A 16623-nucleotide genomic window follows, 5' to 3' on the forward strand; every position below is an offset into this window, starting at 1 on the left:
GCGTAGCGTGCGAGGATGGGGCCGTGGCTTCCCAGCGTGTCGCTCCCGCGTCGCTCTCCGCGCGGTCGACGGTCCTGAGCCTGGTGCTCGGCGCGCACCCGGAGCCGTTCACGCCGGCCGATCTCACCCGTGCCGGCCAATACTTCGGCATCGCGCCCTCGACGGTGCGCGTCGCGGTCACCCGCGCCGTGGCCGACGGCGACCTGCGGCGCACCGACGCCGGCTACCGACTCGGCGACCGCCTGCTGCGACGCCAGCAGCACCAGGACGAGGCCGTGCGGGACGCCGAGACGGCCTGGGACGGCACGTGGGAGATGGCGATCGTGGTCGTCTCCGGCCGCTCGGGTGCGGAGCGCGCCTCCCTTCGCGACGCGCTGGCGGCCCGCCGTCTCGCGGAGCTGCGGGAGGGCGTCTGGACCCGTCCGGCGAACCTCACCCGTGCGTCCCCGGTCGACCCCGTGCTGCGGACCTTCAGGGCGACGCCGGAGCAGGATCCCGAGGAGCTGACCGCGCGCCTGTGGGACCTCGGCGGCTGGGCGCGTGAGGGTGAAGAACTGCTGGACCGGCTCGCGAGCGTCCGGGAGCCGGCATCTCGCCTCGCTGCGGCCGCGATGCTCGTGCACCACCTCAGCACCGATCCGCTGCTGCCGGCGGCCCTGCGCCCGTCGCACTGGCCCGCGGCCGACCTGCGCGACGCCTATCGCGCCTACCAGGACGAGCTCCACCGGCTCGCCCTGCTCAGGACACCTCCCGCGTCACCGGGACTGGACGGCGAAGGGCCCTGACGCCGTAGGCGGACAGCAGGATCACCACGGGCCACAGGGCGAGGCGCTCGAACAGGCCCGCGTACTCGTCCCCGGCCAGGATGAACGCCGCGGCGCCGGCGCCGGTGACCACGCCACCGCCCAGCATCACGCGCGCCAGGATCGGCTGTTCGTCGCGGATGCGGAACGCCAGCGCCACGAGCGCTGCCGGCTGGGCGACGAACAGAGGGGTCGCGGCGATCACGTGGGCGGTGGGGTGCTGATCCTGTGGCGTCAGGCCCGTCGCGACCGAGCTCAGTCCCGAGACCACCAGCAGGCCCGTCGCCCACGGGCCGAGCCGACGGCTCAGCGTCACCGCACTGCCGGCCAGCAGCAGGCCGAACGCCACGAACGATCCGTTCATCCAGGCGTGGCGGACCGAGCAGTAGTCGGGCGCGCAGCCGCTCTCGCCCAGTCTGCTCACGGTGTCGGCCAGGAGGCTGTAGTCGCCGATCACCGCGGCGGCGACGAAGATCTCCGTCGCGATGTAGAGCGGACGCGCGACGAGCGCCAGGGCGCCCCAGCGGGAAGCGGTCGGCATCCGTCAACCGTAGCCGTGAGAGGTTGAGTCATGGCCCAACGTCAGCTGCCGCGTCCGAGGGAGGTCTTCGACCTCCTCCGCTTCAAGAAGCCGGTCTGGAGCGCCAAGCAGCGACGGCTCGACGCCGCGCTGACCATCCACGACCTGCGGCGCATCGCGGCGCGTCGGACGCCGCGTGCCGCCTTCGACTACACCGACGGCGCGGCCGAGAACGAGCTGTCCCTGGCGCGGGCTCGGCAGGCGTTCGAGGACGTCGAGTTCCACCCGCGCGTGCTGCGACCCGCTGTCTCGGTGGACACCTCGACCACGATCCTCGGCGGGCCGTCGCGGCTTCCGTTCGCGATCGCGCCCACGGGCTTCACCCGCCTCATGCAGACCGAGGGGGAGATCGCCGGCGCCGGTGCGGCGGGCGCCGCGGGCATCCCGTTCACGCTCTCCACGCTGGGCACGACGTCGATCGAGGACGTGAAGGCGGCCAATCCGGACGGCCGGAACTGGTTCCAGCTGTACGTCATGCGTGACCGGGAGATCTCGTACGACCTGACGCGCCGGGCGGCCGCTGCCGGCTTCGACACCCTGCAGTTCACCGTCGACACGCCCGTCGCCGGGGCTCGTCTGCGCGACCGCCGGAACGGGTTCTCGATCCCGCCGCAGATCGCCCTGAAGACCATCCTCAACGCGGCCGTCCGACCGTGGTGGTGGTACGACTTCCTCACCACACCGAAGCTCGAGTTCGCCTCCCTCAGCTCCACCGGCGGCACCGTGGGCGAGCTGCTCGATGCCGCGATGGACCCGACGATCTCCTATGACGACCTCGACGTCATCCGTGGCCTGTGGCCGGGGAGGATCGTGGTCAAGGGAGTGCAGAACCTCGAGGATGCGCGCGCCCTGGCCGACCGCGGGGTGGACGGCATCGTGCTGTCCAACCACGGCGGCCGCCAGCTGGACCGCGCCCCGGTCCCGTTCCATCTCCTGCCCGACGTCGTGCGCGAGGTGGGCGCCGACCTGGAGATCGGCGTCGACACCGGGATCATGCACGGCGCCGACATCGTCGCGTGCATGGCGCTCGGGGCGGACTTCACCATGATCGGCCGCGCCTACCTCTACGGGTTGATGGCGGGCGGGCGCCAGGGCGTGGACCGCACGATCGAGATCCTCGAGACGGAGATCGTGCGCACGATGAAGCTGCTCGGGGCCTCCTCCATCGCGGAGCTCGAGCCCGCCCACGTCACCCAGTTGCGCCGCCTCGTCCCCTTCAGCCGGCCCTAGCCGGCCGTCTCACCAGGAGTCGCCGAACTCCGTGAACGTGAAGCTGGGGTCGGCGGCGTCCTGGACGGCCTTCGCGACGGCGTGGTGCACGCCGGGGTGGAAGACGCTCGGGATGATGTAGTTCGCGTTGAGCTCGCCGTGGGTGACGGCGTCGGCGATGGCCTCGGCCGCGGCCACGAGCGCGCCGGCGGGGATGTCGTGGCTCTGGGCGTCGAGCAGGCCGCGAAACGTGCCGGGGAACGCGAGGACGTTGTTGATCTGGTTGGGGTAGTCCGAGCGGCCGGTCGCCACGACGCGGGCGGTGCGACGGGCGACGGCCGGGTCGATCTCGGGCGTCGGGTTCGCCAGTGCGAACACGATGGCGTCCTCGCCCATGGCCGCGACGTCGTCGCCGTCGATGATGTTCGGGGCGCTGACGCCGATGAAGACCTCCGCGCCGGGCAGGACCTCCTTGAGGGTGCCCGTGACGTCGTCGGGGTTGGTGTGCTCGGCGATCCAGCGCAGCGACTCGTGGTCGTTCTCGCGGCCGCGGTGGACGACGCCGTCGACGTCGCAGACCACGACGTTGCGCGCGCCGGCGGTCAGCAGCAGCTTGAGGATCGCCGTGCCCGCGGCACCCGCGCCGGCGAGCACGATGCGCACGTGCGCGAGCTCCTTCTCCACCACGCGCAGCGCGTTCGTCAGCGCTGCGAGGACGACGATCGCCGTGCCGTGCTGGTCGTCGTGGAACACCGGGATGTCGAGTCGCTCGCGCAGCCGACGCTCGACCTCGAAGCAGCGTGGCGCCGAGATGTCCTCGAGGTTGATCCCCGCGAAGCCCGGCGCGATCGCCGAGACCGTCTCGACGATCTGGTCGACGTCCTGCGTGTCCAGCACGATCGGCCAGGCGTCGATGCCTGCGAACGACTTGAACAGCGCCGCCTTGCCCTCCATGACGGGCAGAGCCGCGTACGGGCCGATGTTGCCCAGGCCGAGGACCGCCGAGCCGTCGCTGACCACGGCGACGCTGTTGCGCTTGACCGTGAGCCGGCGCGCGTCCTCGGGGTCGGCGGCGATCGCGTTGCAGATGCGGGCGACGCCGGGCGTATAGATCATCGAGAGGTCGTCGCGGTTCCGCAGCGGGTGCTTCGAGGCGGTCTCGATGACCCCGCCCAGGTGCATGAGGAACGTCCGGTCGGAGACCTTGAGGATCTCGACGTCCTCGAGGTGGCGCAGGGCGTCGACCACGCGCTCGGCGGCCCCGTCGCCCTCGGACGCCGCGCACGTGAGGTCGATCTGCAGCACGTCGACGCCCGAGCCCGTCACGTCGAGCGCGGTGACGAGCCCACCGGCCTCCTCGACGCACGCGCTCAGCGCGCTCACGCCGGAGCCGCCGGCAGGAACGGTGAGGCGGACGGTGATCGAGTTGGACACTCCGGGAGCAGACACGACAGCGTTTCTACCCTGCAATCCCCGTTACTCGCGAGTCGGAGCGGCGTGCACGCGGGTGGTCGTTCCCGAGCGGGCGATCCGCAGAAGGGCGTCGACCGAGTCGGGCAGCCGGCGGTCGGCCAGCCAGATCGCCGTGAGCGGGCGCCACAGGTCGAGGTCGGTCTCGACCTCCACGAGCCGCCCGGTCTCGAGCTCGGCGACGACCGCGCGTCGCGAGACGACCGCCGCCCCGACTCCGGCGCGAGCGGCGCCGACGAGTGCCGTGGTCGAGTCGGCCTCCATCGCGAGCCGCGGCTCGAGGCGCAGGGCGCGCTCGAACGTGCTGCGGGTGCCGCTGCCGGGCTCGCGGAGCACCCACGCCTCGTCGCGCAGTGCGGCGTGGGGGACCGGCGTGCTGCGGCGGGCCCAGGCGTGCCGGGGCTCGACGACCACCGCGAGCTGGTCCGAGCCGACGAGCCGGTGGGCCAGGTCACGCGGCACGGCCGCGCTCTCGATGAAGCCGACGTCCACGGTGCGCGACCGGACGAGGTCGGCGACACGTTCGCTGTTGACGACGTGCAGGCGCGGCCTCACGTCGGGGGAGACGTGGCGCAGCTCGCCCAGCCAGCGCGGAAGGATGAACTCGGCGATGGTCAGGCTCGCGGCGACGTCGAGCTCGGCGTGCCGCTCCTGGCTCATGGCCGTGAGCGCGGACCGCATGAGGTCCACCTCGTGCAGCACCCCTCGGGCCCAGGTGACGATCGCCAGCCCGTCGGTGGTGAGGGTGGTTCCGCGAGGAGATCGTTCGGCCACGGTGACGCGCCAGCGCGCCTCGAACGCCCGCAGTCGCGCGCTCGCGGCCGGCTGGCTGACCTCCCGAGACTGGGCCGCGGCGCTGAGGCTGCCCAACTCGCCGAGGGCCACGAGCAGGCGCAGGGTCTCCAGGTCGAGGTCGGGAGTCATCACCTCTGTTTATACCCCGCCTGGAACTTGGGGTCTACTGGCGACGGGTCGGCTCGGCGAGGGTCGAGACATGGCCCTGATGACCGACGTCCGCACGTCCGGGTCCCGGCTCGTTCCGGTGGTCGCCGCGGCCGCGCTGGCGACCGCCGTGAACGTGGCGTTCCCCCTCGCAAGCCCGCTGCTGGTCGCCCTCGTCATCGGTGTCGTCGTCACGAACACGCGCTTGGCGGACCTGTCTCTCATGCACGGGCAGGATCGAGTGACGAAGCTGCTGCTCCGATGGGGCGTCGTCCTGCTGGGACTGAAGCTGCCGCTCGACGCGGTGATCGGCATCGGCGCCGGCGGAGTGGCCGTGGTCGTGGCGACCGTGCTCGTGACCTACTACGGGACGCTCGCCGTCGGCCGGCGGCTGGGACTGGAGGCACGCTTCGTGACACTGCTCGCCGCCGGCTTCTCGATCTGCGGCGCAGCGGCGATCGCGGCGGTGTCCGACACCGTGCGCGCACGTCAGCGCGACGTCGGCCTCGCGGTAGCCCTGGTCACGGTCTTCGGATCGCTGATGATCGCGCTCATCCCGTGGGCGGGCCACGTCCTCGGTCTCGACGACGGCCAGACGGCGGTGTGGGCGGGCGCCAGCATCCACGAGGTCGCCCAGGTGGTGGCGGCCGGGTCCGTCCTGGGCGGCGGCGCCGTGGCTCTCGCGACGACCGTGAAGCTCGGTCGGGTGGCGATGCTCGCCCCGATGTCGATCCTCGTCGCACGGCGCAGCGAGGCCGCTCGGGATGCGAGCACGCCGCTGCTCCCGTGGTTCGTCGTCGGCTTCATGATCGCGGTCGTCGTCCGCAGCGTCGGCGTGCTGCCGGACTCTGCGGTCGCCTTCTCCGGCATTGTGACCAACGTGCTCCTGGCGGCGGGCATGTTCGGGCTGGGCCTCGGGATCCGCGGTCGCGAGCTGTGGCCGGTCCCGGTGCGGGCGCTTCTCCTGGCGACGCTCTCGACCGCCGTCGCGGCCGGAACCTCGCTCGCGCTCATCCAGCTGACCGCGTGAGCCGGACGACGACGTCGTGAAGGACGGTCTCGTGTCCGCCGGGCCCGGTGACCGTCCGCTGTGACTCCTCGGCCTTCACGACCTCCCACTCGGGTGAGTCGAAGCGGGCGGTGATGTTCGCGGCGGTTGCGGAGGCCTCGTCCGGCGAGTCGTGCCCGTGGAGGTGTCCCACGATGAGCAGCGTGCCGCCGGGCGCGACCCACCGGGCGATGCGGTCGTAGAACTCCAGCTGCGGCATCGCAGGGTGGGCGTAGTGCGTCGTGACGAGGTCGTACGTCGTGCCGGGCGTCCACGTGGAGAGGTCGGCGCTCAACCACTCCACCTGCCCGGCGAGTCCGGCGGCCGCGGCACGCTCCTCCCCGAAGGCGAGCGCCGCGGGGGAGATGTCGGCAGCCGTCACGGTCCAGCCTCGGCTCGCCAGCCAGATCGCCTCGGCTCCGGCGCCGCAGCCCGCGTCGAGTGCCGTCCCGGGCTCGAGGTCGCGCGTCTCGCGCTGCAGGTGGGGGTTCGGCTCGCTCGTGCTCATCGCGACGGCGCGGTCGCCCGTCCAGATGTCGTTCCAGTAGTGGTCGTCGAAGGTGTGGTCCATGCATCGACCATGACCCGCGGGTCGTCGATTCGGCAACCTTTGTTGCCGAATGGCAAACTGGGGCCATGGAGATCGATCGCACGCTCGATGCCGTCGGGCCTCGGCTCAAGGAGCTGCGCCAGCGGCGCGACGTCACGCTGAGCGAGTTGTCCGCCGAGACCGGCATCTCGACCAGCACCCTCTCGCGTCTCGAGGCGGGACTGCGCCGTCCCACGCTCGAGCAGCTCCTCCCGCTCGCGAAGTCGCACGGCGTGACCCTCGACGAACTCGTCGACGCCCCGCCGACCGGCGATCCGCGCGTCACCCTGAAGCCTCTCGCGACGAAGGACGGGCGGACGATCGTGCCGCTGAGCCGCCGCCCGGGCGGCATCCAGGCCTACAAGTTCGTGCTGCCCGCCGGTCGCGACGACGACGAGCCCGAGCTGCGCACGCACGAGGGCTACGACTGGGCCTTCGTCCTCGACGGTCGGCTGCGGCTCGTGCTGGGCGAGCACGACATCGTCCTCAAGCCGGGCGAGGCCGTCGAGTTCGACACCCGCACCCCGCACTGGTTCGGCGCGACGAGCGCCGGGCCCGTCGAGTTCCTCAGCCTCGTCGGCAAGCAGGGGGAGCGCGCCCACCTCAGGGTGGCGCCGAACCGCAGACTGGCTACCGACTGAGGATGACGATCGCGATGACGAGGCAGGCGATCGCTGAGATGCAGCCGAGGGCGAGCGAGATCCGCGCGAGGTTCCGCATGCCGGGGGTGCGGTCGACCTCGTGCGTGGCCATCGTCCGGATCACGCCCATCGGCAGCAGCCAGCCGGTGGCGATGAGGGTCGCGGCGAGGGCGGCATAGAGGGTCGAGTCGCTCATGTGAGGGACGTACCCGCTCGCGCCCGCGCGACGCGTCAGGCGGAGGCGAGCACCGACTCAACCTCGACCGAATCGAGCCCGACGCCCGCCGCGACGCCGGCGTGGGTGACCTCGCCGGCATGCGTGTTGAGACCCTGCGCAAGGCCGGCGTCGGCGCGCATGGCGTCCACCCAGCCGTGCTCGGCGAGCGCGATCACGTAGGGGAGGGTCGCGTTCGTCAGCGCGTAGGTGGAGGTGTTCGGGACCGCGCCGGGCATGTTGGCGACGCAGTAGAACGTCGAGCCGTGCACGGTGAAGGTCGGGTCGTCGTGGGTGGTGGCGTGCGAGTCCTCGAAGCAGCCGCCCTGGTCGATCGCGATGTCCACCAGGACGGATCCGGGCTTCATCCGCGAGACCAGCTCGTTGGTCACCAGCTTCGGCGCGGCGGCGCCGGGCAGCAGCACGGCGCCGATCACGAGATCGGCCTGGAGCACCTGCTGCTCGATGGCCAGCATCGACGACGCGAGCCCGTGGACGCGGTTGTCGTACCGCCAGAAGCTCATCCGCAGCTTGTCGAGGTCGGTGTCGAGCAGCGTCACGTCGGCGCCCATGCCGAGCGCGATGTTGGCCGCGTTCTGCCCCGAGACGCCGGCTCCGATGATGACGACCTTCGCGTTCGCGACGCCGCCCACCCCGCCGAGGAGTACGCCGCGACCGCCCTGCGCCTTCATCAGTGCGTGCGCCCCGACCTGCGGAGCGAGGCAGCCCGCGACCTCGCTCATCGGGTACAGCAGCGGCAGCCCGCCGGTGGCGCCGGTGACCGTCTCGTAGGCGACACCGGTGATCTTCCGCGTGAGCAGCTCCTCGGTCAGTGGGCGGTCGGCCGCGAGGTGCAGGTACGTGAAGAGCAGCTGGCCCTCGCGCATCCGGTGGTACTCCGCCTCGACGGGCTCCTTCACCTTCAGCACGAGATCCATCCCGCCGTCGGTGCCCCACGCGGCCTCCGCGTCGCCGACGATCGTGGCGCCCGCGGCGACGTAGTCCTCGTCGCTGATCGACGAGCCGACCCCCGCGCCGGTCTGGATGTGCACCTCGTGTCCGCGACTGGTCAGCTCGCGTACGCCAAGAGGCGTGATCGCGACGCGGTACTCGTGGTTCTTGATCTCCTGCGGGACACCGATCCTCACGGCCTTTGCCTCTCCTCGTGTGACCCACCTCACGCTACCGGCGATCGCGGAGGTGGGCACGCGAGTCCTTCCTAGGCCTGCAGCGACGCGATCTTGTCGACGGCGCGGTAGCCGTCGGGCACCCCCTCGACGATGCAGGTCATCGAGTTCGAGTGCTCGGTGCGCAGCGCGAGGATCGCCCGGTAGGCGTCCGAGTCGTACCAGGCGCGGGCCGCGTCGGCGCTCGGGAACTCGATGATCACGAGGTCGCCGTCCCAGGGTCCCTCGATGCCGGTGAGCTGACCGCCGTGCACGAGGAAGCGGCCGTCGTAGGGCTCCAGCGTCGCGTCGATCCGCTCGATGTACTCGACGATCTCGGGTCCGAGGTCGACCTCGCGGAGGTAGGCGAGGGCGTAGGCCTTGGTCGTGGTGGTCATGAGGTGCTCCGTTCGTCGGGGTGGATGGCTCGATCACACCCCGAGCACGCTTGATGGTCGATGACCTCCGAGGTCATGGTCACGATGCCCTCGCGTGGCTAGGTTGACGATCGTGAGCGCAACCGCCGGCACCCTGATCCGCGAGTGGCGCCAGCGCCGCCACCTCTCCCAGCTGGACCTGGCCAACCGGGCCGACGTGTCCACGCGGCACCTCAGCTGGATCGAGACGGGACGCAGTCGTCCCACGAGCTCGATGGTGCTGCGCCTGTGCACCCAGCTGGACGTGCCGTTGCGCGAGCAGAACCAGGTGCTGCTCGCCGCCGGGCACGCGCCCGCGCACCCCGAGCACGGTCTGGCCGATCCGCCGATGGCCGAGGCGAACCGCGCGCTGGAGGCGATCCTCGCGGCCCACCACCCCTACCCGGCCCTCGTGGTGGACCGCCGCTGGGACCTCGTCGCCGCGAACGAGGCGACGTACGGACTGCTGGCGGGCGTCGGCGCCGGCCTGCTGGAGCCGCCGGTCAACGTGATCCGCCTGTCGATCCACCCGCGAGGGCTCGCGCCCCGCATCGCGAACCTCGACGAGTGGCGCGCGCACCTGGCCGAGCGGCTGCACCGCGAGCACACGAGCACCGGTGACTCGTTCCTCGCCGAGCTGCACGACGAGGTCGTGGCCGGCGGCATCGAGCCGGTCACCTCGCCCGCGCTCGTCGTGCCGTTCCAGCTGCGCACCGAGGCCGGGGTGCTCTCGTTCATCTCGACCACCACGGTCTTCGGGACGCCCCGCGAGGTGACGCTCTCCGAGCTCGCGATCGAGGCGTTCTACCCCGCCGACGAGGCCACCCGCCGCGCGCTCGGCTGACCCGGGCGTCGCCGCCCCTAGGGTGGGGCCGTGAGCGACGCCGAGAAGTCCGCCGCGGCGCGTGGCGCGCGTCGGCGCGAGCGCACGCGCACCTCGCTGCTCGACGCGGCCGAGCTGCTCGTGTCGCAGCGCGCGCCCGAGGAGATCCGGATCGAGGACGTCGCCGCGCAAGCGGGCGTCTCGCCGGCGTCGGTCTACGTGCACTTCGGCACGAAGGACGGGCTGCTGGCCGCCGTGACCGAACGGGTCGTCGCGGTCGCCACCGAGACGCTGCGTGCGGCGTACGCCGCCGAGACCTCGCCGCTCGAGCGGTTCGCCGGTGTCGGCGCCGCCTACCTGCGGCTGGTGCTCGACCACCCCGTCGTCGTGAAGTACCTGATGGTGACGGGGGAGCGCGGGCCGCGGACTCCCGTCGAGGTCCAGGTCGTCGAGCGGTTCGGCGAGCTGCGCCGCGAGTTCGAGGAGAGCATCCGCGACGCGGTGGAGTCCGGCGCGATCCGGCGGGTCGACCCCGAGCTCGCCTCCTTCTTCCTCTTCGGCGCATGGAACGGCGTCGCGGCCCTGGCCCTGCGGCGCGACGCCCTCGAGCTCTCGCCGGAGCGGGTCGAGGCGGCCGTGATCGAGTCGGGACTCGTGCTGCTCGAAGGCCTGTTGGTGGGTGCCGCGGCGCCCGAGCATGGTTGACTTGGAGTCAGACTCCAGATCACTCTTCGAAGGGCCGCCATGACGCAGACTCCGACGACCTCGCGCGACCCCGCCGTCTGGGACGTCGTCATCGTGGGCGCGGGCCCCGGCGGCCTGACGACCGGCGCGTACCTCGCCGCGAACGGCAAGCGGGTGCTGGTGCTCGAGGCCAACCAGGTCGTCGGCGGCAGCACGCAGGTCTTCCGCCGCGCGGGCAACAAGTTCGAGTTCGACGTCGGCACCCACTACGTCGGCGAGTGCGAGCCGGGTGGCCGCATGCAGACCGCGCTCGCGGGCCTCGCCCTCACCCGGCGGATCGAGTGGCTGCGTCAGAACCCCGACGGCCACTGCCGGGTCATGGTGCCCGGCACCACCTTCGAGACGCCGACCGGCTGGGACGCCTACCTCGAGCGCCTCGTCGAGACGTTCCCCGACGAGGAGGCGGGACTGCGCCGCTGCGTGCGGATCCTGCGCATCATCTCCGCGGGCGAGGAGCCGCGCCGGCGCCCGTGGGCGCTGCTGCGCTGGGGCGTCCGGCCGATCACCAAGCTGCTCGACGCCTGCGGGCTCAGCGCCGACGCCCAGGCCGTGATCCTCGCGGAGAACGGCGACTACACCTGGCCCCCGCACCGCACGCCCGCCGTCATGCACGGTGGCCTGCTGCACCACTACCTCCAGGCCGGCGCCTACTACCCCCGCGGCGGTGGCCAGGTGATCGGCGCGCACCTCACCGACGTCATCCAGACCCACGGCGGTCGGGTCCGCACCAAGGCCACGGTCGAGCGGATCCTGATCGAGGACGGACGCGCGGCCGGGGTCCGTCTCGTGGGCGGGGAGGAGATCCGCTCGGAGGTCGTCGTGTCGGCGGCCGACTTCAAGAAGACGTGGGCCGAGCTGGTGGGCGACGAGCACCTCACCCGTCGGCTGCGGCGGCGCCTGCGCGACCTCGAGATGACACTGCCGATGTTCGCGGTCTACGTCGCACTCGACGTGGACCTGCGCGAGCGCGACACCCCGCCGCTGGCCTGGGTGTGGCCGAACCACGACGTCGACGGCTACTACCGGGAGGTGGCCGCGGGCCGCTGTCCCGAGCAGATGCCGGTGGGCATCAGCTGCCCGACCGCGAAGGATCCCCACGGGACGCACTCGGCGCCGCCCGGCTACTCGACCCTCGAGCTCGTGAGCTTCGCGCCGAAGGAGCACGCGTTCTGGAACGTGGACTCGGACCCGACGCAGGGCGCGGGCTACGGCCGCGACGAGCAGTACCGCCAGCTCAAGGCCGAGCTCACGGAGCGTGTGCTCGACACTGCCTCGATGATGATCCCCGACCTGCGCGAGCGCATGGTGTTCTGCGAGGCGTCGACGCCGATCACGCAGGAGCGGTTCACCCTCGCGACCGACGGCTCCTGCTACGGCATCGCCCCGCTGATGAAGAACCTCGGCCCGTTCCGCCCGCGCGTCACCACCCACGTCCCCGGCCTGTTCCTGGCCGGCGGCAGCACGGAGTTCCTGTTCGGCATCAACGCCACCATCTGGGGCGGCATGGGCACGGCGAGCGCGATCCTGGGCCGCGACCTCGTGCAGGAGGTTCGCGACGGTGCGGTGTTCGTGGACGAGTCCCGGCTCACGGAGATCACCGAGGACTTCGACCCGCTGCTCGCGTCCAAGCCCGGCTCGGTCATCCGACGGGCCGCGCGACGACGCCCGCGGGTGGACGCCTGAGTCAGGTCCGCGGTGGCCCCGTCGGATGCTCGGTGCGGGCCACCTTCCGGTCGGTCATGACGATCCAGACGGCCAGGGCGACGCCCGCGCACACGGCGAAGAGGAACAGCAGCATCGCCAGGCCGGGGTAGCCGAGCAGGGTCCACTCCGAGGGAACGCGCATCGTCAGGGCGGCGCCGAGGATCGTGGCGGCGATGATGATGCCGAGCGTCAGCCGGTTCGCGACGCGCTGGAGCACGGTGTGCAGGCGCTCCTCGTCGACCGCGTCGACCTTGACCCGGAACTCGCCCTCGGCGAGCGCGTCCATGATGCGGTTCGCGCGCTTGGGCAGCTCGGCCGCGAAGGTCCGCGACTCGATCGCCGCCGCGACGATCCCACCCGGCGACATCGTCAGCCCGGCCGTGAAGATGTTCGAGACGTTCTCGCGGATCGCCTCGGCGGGAGCGAAGCCGGGGTCGAGGTGCGAGGTGGCGCGGTCGAGGTTGAGCAGCGCCTTGCCGACCATCGACATCTCGGCGGGCGGGCGCAGGCCGTGGCTGCCGGACAGCCGGCTGAGGTCCACCAGCACGGCACCGACCTCGACGTCGGCACCGCTGGCCACGGCCTCGGAGACGAGGTGGGCCACGTCGTCGCGGAACGCCGCGGCGTCGAACCCGTCGAGCCGGTGTCCCGCGCTCGCGAGGATCGAGGCGGCCTCCTCACCGTCGCCGTCGCTGATGGCCAGCAGCAGCTTGATGATGTCGTGCTGGACCCGCGGCGGCACCGAGGCGGTCATGCCGAGGTCGAGGAGCGCGAGCCGGCCGTCGTCGGTGAGCAGGAGGTTGCCGGGGTGCGGGTCGGCGTGCAGGATGCCGGCGTCGAGGATCATGTGCAGGTACGCGCTGAACAGCTGCTCGACGATGGGCCGCGCGTCGACGTCGACCAGGCCCAGCCGACCGATGTCGGTGACCTTGCGGCCCTCGACGTAGTCCATGACGAGGACCTTCGAGGTCGTGTACGCCGGTACGGGCTGGGGGACCAGGAGCAGGTCGTAGGCCGCCGTGAGCTCGCCGAAGGTCACCAGGTTGCGCGCCTCCCGGCGGTAGTCGAGCTCACCGGCCAGCGACCTGCGGAACTGGTCGAGCAGGCGCCCGAACCCGAAGCTGCGCCCGGCCTCGGTGCGCTTGTCGGCCACGCGGGCGAGTCGGCCGAGCACCTTCATGTCCTCGCGCACCGTCTCGCGCACGTGGGGCCGCTGGACCTTCACCACGACCTCGCGCCCGTTGCGCAGCACCGCCCGGTGCACCTGCCCGAGCGAGGCGGCGGCGAGGGGCTCGGGGTCGAAGTCGCTGAAGCGCTCCTTGATGGTGGCCCCGAGCTCGGTCTCCACGACCTCGCGCACGGTCTCGAAGTCGATCGGGTCGACCTCGTCCTGCAGGCGCTCGAGCGCCGTCGTGTACGAGGACGGCAGCAGGTCGAACCGCGTCGAGAGCAGCTGGCCGAGCTTGATGAACGTGGGGCCCATGCGCTCGAGGTCGGCGGCGAAGGCCTCCGCGCGCTCGGCGTCGCCGAGCGGGGTCTCGTCGTCGATGTCGAACTCGTCGAGGTGGGCTCCGGCGAGCAGGTCGGACCGGCCGTGGCGCCGGACCAGGCGGGCCAGCGCGACGTACCGGTTGTCGTCCAGGATCGTCATGACCGCAAGCATGCCCAAGTCGGGCGGCGGTCGCTCCCTCACGCGCCGTCGAGCAGCCGTTGGACGATCGGGCCGTAGGCCTGCTCGACCCCGTCGAGGTCGGCCAGCAGCTCGGGGCTCTCGAAGAAGCGCAGCACGGTCGCCAGACCGGTGAGCGCCGCCACGGCCAGCTCGGCGCGCAGGCGCGCGTCGGGGCCCTCGAGTCGCTCGGCCAGCGGATCGACGTAGCCGCGCAGGAACTTCGCGCGGACCGCCTCGGGATCGGGCGCGTTGACGCGCAGCATCAGCGCACGACCCAGGTGCTCGAGGTCGCCGCGCCGCTGGCGGTCGACGAGCTCCTCGACCAAGGCGGCGCCCAGGCCGCTCGCGGGGGCGTCCGGCAGCGTCGGCGCGCTGATCGTCGCCGTGCGGTGGAAGAGCTCCTCCTTGCTGCCCGCGACCTTCATGACGAGTGCGGGGGAGGTGCCTGCGCGCGCGGCGATCGCCCGGATCGTCACCTCGGGGAAGCCGTTGCGGGCGAACAGCTCGGCGGCGGCCCGCAGCACCGAGGCACGCAGGGCGGCAGGCTCGTCGCGGACGGTCATGCGAGGGGAGTCCCGAGCGTGAGGTCGGCCGTGCGGTTGGCCTCCCACACCGTGACCGGCCGCGCACCCGTCGCGCCGTTGTCGGCGATCGCGCTGAGCACGTAGCGTCCGTTCGGCGGTCGAGGCACCGCGTAGCGGCCGTCGTGGTCGGTGCGCGCGGAGTGGACCGCCTCGCCCGCGTGGTGCGTCAGGATGACGAGCGCACCGGGGATGGGCTGGCCGTCGGTGTCGGTGATCGTGCCCTCGAGCGTCAGCCGGTGGCGCAGCACGAGCGGCGGCATCCGCGTCTCGTCGCCGAGCGTGACGATGCGCGACCTCGGCTGCCAGCCGTCGGCCGACGTGACGACGAAGTAGTCGCCCGGGCCCGGCACCGCGACGGCCACCTGACCCTCGGAGTCGGCCTGGCCCCAGTCGACGGCGCTGCCGTCGGTGGTCAGCACGGTCACGACGGCGCTGCGCACCGGGCGGGCCTGCTCGTCGACGACCTGGCCACGCACGACGCGGGTCGGGCGGCTCGTGGTCGCCGTGCCGGCGCGGTCGGCGTCGGGGGAGAAGTCCTGCATCCGCAGCGTCGGGACCGTGACCGCCGCCGCCGCGAGGGACGTGGCCGCCGCGAGCCAGAACAGCAGGGTGATGGCCTGCTCGCCGGCCACCTCCTGCCCGCCGACCGTCACGACGAACGCGGACGTGACGGCCGTGACGATCGCGCTCGCGCTCGTGGTGCCGATCGAGCGCAGCAGCACGTTCAGGCCGTTCGCCGACGCCGTCTCGGTGACCGGGACGGCGCGCATGATCATCGTCGGCAGCGCGCCGTAGACCATGGCGGTGCCCATCCCGACGATCACCGAGCCGATCACGACCTGGGCGAGGTCGTCGCTGAGGAACACGCGCAGGATGTAGGCGACGCCCATGATCAGCGTCCCGGACAGGGCGGTCACCTGGGGGCCGAAGCGGCGTGTCAGCCACGCCGAGACCGGCGCCATCAGGCCGAACGCGGCCGCGTTCGGCACCATCCACCAGCCGGTCTCCAGCACGCCGAGGCCGAGCCCGAACCCGGTCTCCTCGGGGAGCTGGAGCAGCTGCGTGGTGAGCAGCATGTTCGCGAACATCGCGAACCCGACGAGGATGGACGTCGAGTTCACCAGCACGACGGCGCGGCGCGACGAGACGCGCAGGTCGACCAGCGGGCTGGGCGTCCGCAGCTCGATGGGGACCCACGCGGCCAGCAGCAGGCCGCCCACGACGACCAGGCCGAGCGTCGTCGGCGAGGTCCAGCCCCAGATCGAGCCCTTCGAGATCGCGAGCATGAGGGCGGTCAACGCGGCCGACAGCAGGACGGCGCCGCGGATGTCGAAGGTGCCGCGGGTGCGGACCGGGGACTCGGGCAGGACCGCCATGGCCGCGCCGAGCAGGACGAGACCGACGGCGCCGGTCACCCAGAAGATCGCGTGCCAGTCGAGGTGCTCGGAGATCAGGCCGGCCACCGGCAGCCCGACACCCGCGCCGATCGCGAGCGTCGCGCTCATGAGGGCCACGCCCAGCGGGATCCGCTCGCGCGGCAGCTCGTCGCGCATGATCGCGATGCCGACCGGGACCACGGCGGTGCCCACGCCCTGCAGGGCCCGGGCGACGATCAGCAGCGGCAGGTCCTGGCTGAACGCGCCGAGGAGCGAGCCGAGGACCGAGATCGTGAGGGCCAGCATCAGCATGCGGCGCTTGCCGTACATGTCGGCCAGGCGCGTCACGGTCGGCGTGGCGATCGCTCCGGCCAGCAGGGTCGCGGTGACGAGCCACGAGGCACTGTCGACCGACGTGTCGAGCAGGTCCGGCAGGACCGGGAGCAGGGGGAGCAGGAGCGTCTGCTGGAGCGAGACGACGATGCCGCACAGCGACAGCGTCGTCACGATCAGTGCCGCACTGGGAGCCGGCGCCTCGTGACGCCGTGAACGCTTGTTCACGGCGCCATTCAATCACCGTTGTCGACCCGGCGCACCAGGCGTACAGTCGAAGGACCGGTCGATGCGACCTCGAGCGAAGGA

At 72.1% G+C, this 16623-nt stretch carries 17 protein-coding genes; 7 read left to right on the plus strand and 10 right to left on the minus strand.

From position 1 onward, the window contains the following. The first annotated feature begins 23 nt into the window (after positions 1-23). Complete coding sequence (locus ACGWYL_RS09855) at positions 24-785, plus strand: PaaX domain-containing protein, C- domain protein (protein WP_395487068.1); 762 nt, start codon at positions 24-26, stop codon at positions 783-785. Here the strand turns inward: ACGWYL_RS09855 and ACGWYL_RS09860 are convergent. Beyond that, positions 739-1344, minus strand: a complete 606-nt coding sequence (locus ACGWYL_RS09860) for a DUF998 domain-containing protein (RefSeq protein WP_395487069.1) — start codon at positions 1342-1344, stop codon at positions 739-741. The genes ACGWYL_RS09855 and ACGWYL_RS09860 overlap by 47 nt on opposite strands. A 30-nt stretch (positions 1345-1374) precedes the next feature. Between ACGWYL_RS09860 and ACGWYL_RS09865 the strand changes: the two genes are divergently transcribed. After that, the gene (locus ACGWYL_RS09865; RefSeq protein WP_395487070.1) at positions 1375-2613 is read left to right on the plus strand and encodes an alpha-hydroxy-acid oxidizing protein; all 1239 of its coding nucleotides are present in this window, start codon (positions 1375-1377) and stop codon (positions 2611-2613) included. Positions 2614-2622: 9 nt separating this feature from the next. Here ACGWYL_RS09865 and ACGWYL_RS09870 read toward each other — a convergent pair whose 3' ends face one another. Beyond that, the gene (locus ACGWYL_RS09870) at positions 2623-4041 is read right to left on the minus strand and encodes an NAD-dependent malic enzyme (protein ID WP_395487071.1); all 1419 of its coding nucleotides are present in this window, start codon (positions 4039-4041) and stop codon (positions 2623-2625) included. Positions 4042-4068: 27 nt separating this feature from the next. Beyond that, a complete protein-coding gene (locus ACGWYL_RS09875) occupies positions 4069-4986 on the minus strand; it encodes a LysR substrate-binding domain-containing protein (protein ID WP_395487072.1) in 918 nt (305 codons plus the stop codon). Positions 4987-5056: 70 nt separating this feature from the next. Here ACGWYL_RS09875 and ACGWYL_RS09880 point away from each other — a divergent pair, with 70 nt between their 5' ends. Continuing rightward, positions 5057-6034 (plus strand): YeiH family protein, encoded by a 978-nt coding sequence (locus ACGWYL_RS09880; protein ID WP_395487073.1) that lies wholly within the window; start codon positions 5057-5059, stop codon positions 6032-6034. Here the strand turns inward: ACGWYL_RS09880 and ACGWYL_RS09885 are convergent. Then, positions 6015-6623 (minus strand): SAM-dependent methyltransferase, encoded by a 609-nt coding sequence (locus tag ACGWYL_RS09885; RefSeq protein ID WP_395487074.1) that lies wholly within the window; start codon positions 6621-6623, stop codon positions 6015-6017. The genes ACGWYL_RS09880 and ACGWYL_RS09885 overlap by 20 nt on opposite strands. A gap of 65 nt (positions 6624-6688) precedes the next feature. Between ACGWYL_RS09885 and ACGWYL_RS09890 the strand changes: the two genes are divergently transcribed. Next, positions 6689-7282 carry a helix-turn-helix domain-containing protein gene (locus ACGWYL_RS09890; RefSeq protein ID WP_395487075.1) on the plus strand — a complete coding sequence of 198 codons (594 nt, stop codon included), beginning with the start codon at positions 6689-6691 and terminating at the stop codon, positions 7280-7282. Here ACGWYL_RS09890 and ACGWYL_RS09895 read toward each other — a convergent pair. The 3 genes from ACGWYL_RS09895 to ACGWYL_RS09905 all read right to left on the minus strand — a co-directional run bounded on the left by ACGWYL_RS09895 (position 7272) and on the right by ACGWYL_RS09905 (position 9060). Then, on the minus strand, positions 7272-7478 hold the full coding sequence (locus ACGWYL_RS09895; RefSeq protein WP_395487076.1) for a hypothetical protein: 207 nt from the start codon (positions 7476-7478) through the stop codon (positions 7272-7274). The two genes, ACGWYL_RS09890 and ACGWYL_RS09895, sit on opposite strands and share 11 nt — an antisense overlap. 35 nt (positions 7479-7513) lie before the next feature. Continuing rightward, a complete protein-coding gene (gene ald / locus ACGWYL_RS09900; protein WP_395487077.1) occupies positions 7514-8644 on the minus strand; it encodes an alanine dehydrogenase in 1131 nt (376 codons plus the stop codon). Between the two features lie 71 nt (positions 8645-8715). After that, complete coding sequence (locus ACGWYL_RS09905) at positions 8716-9060, minus strand: DUF1330 domain-containing protein (RefSeq protein WP_179425815.1); 345 nt, start codon at positions 9058-9060, stop codon at positions 8716-8718. A 112-nt stretch (positions 9061-9172) separates the two neighbouring features. Here ACGWYL_RS09905 and ACGWYL_RS09910 point away from each other — a divergent pair, with 112 nt between their 5' ends. From ACGWYL_RS09910 to ACGWYL_RS09920, 3 genes are read left to right on the plus strand one after another with little or no spacing between them, the layout of a single operon-like run. Next, the gene (locus tag ACGWYL_RS09910; protein WP_395487078.1) at positions 9173-9922 is read left to right on the plus strand and encodes a helix-turn-helix domain-containing protein; all 750 of its coding nucleotides are present in this window, start codon (positions 9173-9175) and stop codon (positions 9920-9922) included. A gap of 30 nt (positions 9923-9952) precedes the next feature. Then, entirely contained in the window at positions 9953-10606 is a 654-nt protein-coding gene (locus ACGWYL_RS09915) for a TetR/AcrR family transcriptional regulator (protein ID WP_179425813.1), read from the plus strand. A gap of 39 nt (positions 10607-10645) precedes the next feature. Next, positions 10646-12328: a phytoene desaturase family protein gene (locus tag ACGWYL_RS09920; protein ID WP_395487079.1), complete on the plus strand. Its 1683-nt coding sequence runs from the start codon at positions 10646-10648 to the stop codon at positions 12326-12328. 1 nt (position 12329) lies between these two features. On the opposite strand, the gene ACGWYL_RS09925 is transcribed toward ACGWYL_RS09920, so the two are convergent. Genes ACGWYL_RS09925 through ACGWYL_RS09935 form a run of 3 tightly spaced genes read right to left on the minus strand, consistent with a single transcriptional unit; the run spans position 12330 to position 16542 of the window. Continuing rightward, a complete protein-coding gene (locus tag ACGWYL_RS09925) occupies positions 12330-14000 on the minus strand; it encodes an ABC1 kinase family protein (RefSeq protein WP_395487080.1) in 1671 nt (556 codons plus the stop codon). A gap of 38 nt (positions 14001-14038) precedes the next feature. After that, positions 14039-14584: a TetR/AcrR family transcriptional regulator gene (locus tag ACGWYL_RS09930; RefSeq protein ID WP_269305955.1), complete on the minus strand. Its 546-nt coding sequence runs from the start codon at positions 14582-14584 to the stop codon at positions 14039-14041. Next, entirely contained in the window at positions 14581-16542 is a 1962-nt protein-coding gene (locus ACGWYL_RS09935; protein ID WP_395487081.1) for an MFS transporter, read from the minus strand. Before ACGWYL_RS09935 ends, ACGWYL_RS09930 begins: the two co-directional genes overlap by 4 nt. Positions 16543-16623: the final 81 nt, after the last annotated feature.

This window comes from Aeromicrobium sp. JJY06, assembly GCF_044069275.1.
Classification (GTDB): domain Bacteria; phylum Actinomycetota; class Actinomycetes; order Propionibacteriales; family Nocardioidaceae; genus Aeromicrobium; species Aeromicrobium tamlense.